This is a genomic window from Thioalkalivibrio sp. (assembly GCF_041685615.1).
GTDB lineage: Bacteria > Pseudomonadota > Gammaproteobacteria > Ectothiorhodospirales > Ectothiorhodospiraceae > Thioalkalivibrio.
Genome location: NZ_JAWLFK010000008.1, coordinates 60,011 through 63,792, shown reverse-complemented (window position 1 = coordinate 63,792; position 3,782 = coordinate 60,011). Strand labels below are relative to the sequence as shown.

Sequence of the window (3,782 nt, the reverse complement as noted above, 5' to 3'; positions counted from 1 at the left end):
AACTGGCCGAACCCGAGGATCGCGTTCATTGGCGTCCGGAGTTCGTGGCTCATGCTCGAGAGAAACTCGGACTTGGCCTGATTGGCACGGTCGGCTTCCTCGCGCGCGGCGATCAACGCCTCTTCAGAGCGCTTGCGGTCGCTGATATCGCGGAGCAGGCCAACGAAGTACTGCTGCTCCGCGATATCAATTTCGCTGACCGAGACCTCGAGCGGAAACTCGGCGCCATCGGCCCTTTGTCCGGTCACTTCAACGATTCGATTGATGATGTGCGCTTCACGGCTGGCCAGATACCGCTGCAGGTAGCCATCGTGTTCCGAGCGCACCGGTTCCGGCATGAGCATGGACACATTGTTGCCCACCACATCCTGCGGGTCGTAACCAAAGATGGCCCTGACCGCGGGACTGGCCAGCCGGATCACGCCCTCCGGGTCGATCACCAGCACGCCATCCAGCACGGAATTGACCACATGCTTGAAGATCTGCAGGGTCTCCTCGGCGGACTTGCGCGCGTCAATGTCGCTGTGGATACCGATCAGGCGGGCCGGATTACCCCGGGCATCGCGTTCCACCACCGTGCCCCGGCACAGCACCCATTTATAGCTGCCGTCCTTGCAGCGCAGCCGCAACTCCGCGCTGTATCGATCGCTGCGACCCTCGAGGTAGTCGTTGAGCCGTTGGAGCACCCGCTCCAGGTCATCGGGATGAACCGTGGTTTTCCAGGCCTCGATACGGGGCTCCATCTCGCCAGTCTCGTAGCCCAGCATGGGCTCGTAATAGCCCGACAACAGCAGGCGGCCTGTTGCGACGTCCCAGTCCCAGACGCCATCGCCAGCCCCCTCCACGGCGAAGGCGAAACGCTGTTCGCTCTCGCGCACGCGCTGTTCGGCCTCGACCCGATCGGTCACGTCCTGCACTGTCCCCGTCAGGCGAATCAGGTGGCCATCGGCATCGAATTCCGCTTGCGCGAGTTCGTGAACGTGGCGGATGGCGCCGTCGGGCCGGACGATACGGTGCACGATATCGTGGCGGCCAGTTCTTTCGGCTTCCAGTTCGCTGTCGCGAACCAACTGGCGGTCATCCGGATGAACGGCTGCATGAAACACCTCGATGCTCGGGGTAATGCCGCCGGGTTCATGGCCGAAGATACGGTAGATCTCGTCGGACCAGAACAACTCGCCGCTGACCAGATCGGCCCGCCAGTTTCCGAGCGATGCCAGGGCTTGCGCCTCCAGGAGTTGCCGCTCGCGCTCCGCCAGGGCCGTTTCGGCACGCTTGCGGCCATCGATGTCCTGGACCACCCCCAGCATGCGCAACGGCTTGCCACCGGCGTCGCGCACCACGGCACCGCGCTCCAGGAGCCAGCGCACGGTGCCGTCCGGCCACACCACGCGATGCTCGATGTCGTAGGGCACGTCGTCCGCCACACAGGCGTTTACCGCGGCACTCACCGCGTCGCGGTCTTCCGGATGGATGGCGGCAAGAAAATTGTCGTAGGAGGTCTCAAGCTCGCCTTCGGAATAGCCAAACAACGGCGGGATGCGCTCGGTCCAGTACAACTCGTCCGTAACCATGTTCCATTCCCAGGTGCCGACATTGGCGAACACCTGCCCCCGGCGCAGGCGCTCCTTCGCGGTCTCCGCCGCCTGCTCGGCCAATTTCCGCTCGGTTATATTGGCGTGACTCACCACGACGCCACCACCATTGTGCGTCAATGGCAGCACCGTCATTTCGTACCACTGAGCCCGGGTGGGCGAATGGCAGGGATACTCGAGCCGAAAATGGGGCAAGCACCCTTCGATGACGCCCTCGATCCCTCTGGCCACGTCACTGGCCTTCGGCTCCGTGGTGTCCTCGGCCTGCCGACAGATAGCGAGGTAGTTGGTACCGACATCGTCACCGCGATCCGCGTCAGCTGCCTCGGGTGCGTTCTCCGCTGCATAGCGCCGCCAGGGTTCGTTGACCGCGACGATCACGCCCTCCCGGTCCAGCACGGCGATGTGTGCGGATACCGAATCCAGCACATCCTGGGTGAAACGCTGCTGCTCCCGGATCTCCCGATCGACCGCGGCACGAAGCAGTGCGCTGCCCACCAGTCCGGCGAGCAGACCCAGCAGATCTTGGCTCATCGATTCCAGATGGGTGCCAACCCGATGATGGAAGCAGATGGATCCCAGGCTCTTCCCGCCGCGCCGGATCGGAAACCCCGTAAAGGACCGGATGCCCATGGACTCGAACATGGCCTTCTCCGCCGCCGCCTCGGGCGGCAGTGCGGCCACGTCGGAAACAATCACCGGCTCGTCGCGCAGGAGCCGATCCCGCCACCAGGGAACCGCCGTCAGCGGGATGTCCTGCAGATCCTCCTTCTTGCGGTCCACACCGGGAGCGCACCATTCGTGGCTGCTGCTCATGCGCGCACCATCTTCCGAGAACTGGAATAAATAGGCGCAGTCGGCGCCCAGATGCATGCCGATCCGGCACAGGGTCTGATCGATGGCTGCATCCAGCGATTCGGCGCCAGCCGCCAGCAAGTCGGCCGCGGCCTCGCCGACCACTGTGCGCATGGCATTCTGCGCGCGCTGCGCGGCTTCGGCCGCCTTGATGCGCGTGATGTCGGTACGGATCGAGACGTACTGGTAGGGCAGCCCGTGCTTGTCCAGAAACGGGGTAATGGTCGATTCCACCCAGTAAGACGAACCATCCTTCGCCCGGTTGCAGATCTCGCCATGCCAGACCTGTCCCGACGAGATCGTCTCCCACATGGCCTCGTAGAACGCCGGCGGGTGCTCCTGCGACTTGAGCATGCGGTGGTCCTGGCCCATCAGTTCTGCGCGCTCGTAGCCACTGATCTCGCAGAACTTGTCGTTGGCATAGATGATGTTGCCCGCGACATCCGCGATACTCACGATGGCGTGCTGATCCAGGGCAAGGTGTTCGCGTTCCCGTTCGTACGACAAGTCCTGCTGTCGACGTTGCAGCGATGCGCTCTGGCGAACCCTCCGCGCCCGGGCGGTGACGGCGGCAACCAGATGTTCAGCCTGAATCGGTTTGACCAGGAAATCGTCGCCGCCAAGGCCAAGGGCCGCTAATTGCTTGTCCTTGTCCGTCTCCGCAGACAGGAACAGGATCGGAAGCGTCAGAGAATCATCGCGCTCGCGCAGGATGGCGGCCACCTCGGGGCCGCTGACATCGGGCATATAGACATCCAGCACCACCACGTCCGGTCGGAAGTCATCCAGGACATCGAGGGCATCGCGCGGCTGTGTCAGCGCCTGCACGGTCATGCCGGCGGCCCGCAGCACGGCCGCCTCGGCCTCCAGCAGCAAGGGATCGTCGTCGACCAGCAGCACCCGATAGGGTTCCACGGGAACACGGGCGGTGAGGATATCCAGCACGTCGACGAGCACCCGCGGGTCCAGCGGCTTGAGGAGGTAACGGCTGGCCCCGGCCCGGTAGGCGGCCAGACGTGCGTCCAGATCGTCCCGCAGCGAGGCGAACACCACCGGCGGACAATGTTCCTGCTGCGCCTGGAGTTCCGCCAGCAGCTCGGCCCCGGCGTTGTCGCCCTCGGGGAAGACCATGTCCAGCACGACCACGGCGGGCAAGTCGTCTTCTGCGAACGCCGTGCGAAAGTCCTCCAGAATGGTAAAGACCTTGACCTGATAGCCATCATCGCGCAGAACCCGAGCCAGATACTCGGCCTGTTCGAGGTCATCCTCGACCAAATGGACGACCGGCGTGCGGCTCGGGTTTGCGGGGAGTACAAACGGGTCCGGGCCGTG

At 64.1% G+C, this 3,782-nt stretch carries 1 protein-coding gene; it reads right to left on the bottom strand.

Features of this window, described 5'->3' with window-relative positions; translation table 11 throughout:
* A partial coding sequence (locus ACESLR_RS03025) for a PAS domain S-box protein (protein ID WP_373066634.1) occupies nucleotides 1–3,725 on the bottom strand: 3,725 nt, incomplete at its 3' end.
* Nucleotides 3,726–3,782: the final 57 nt, after the last annotated feature.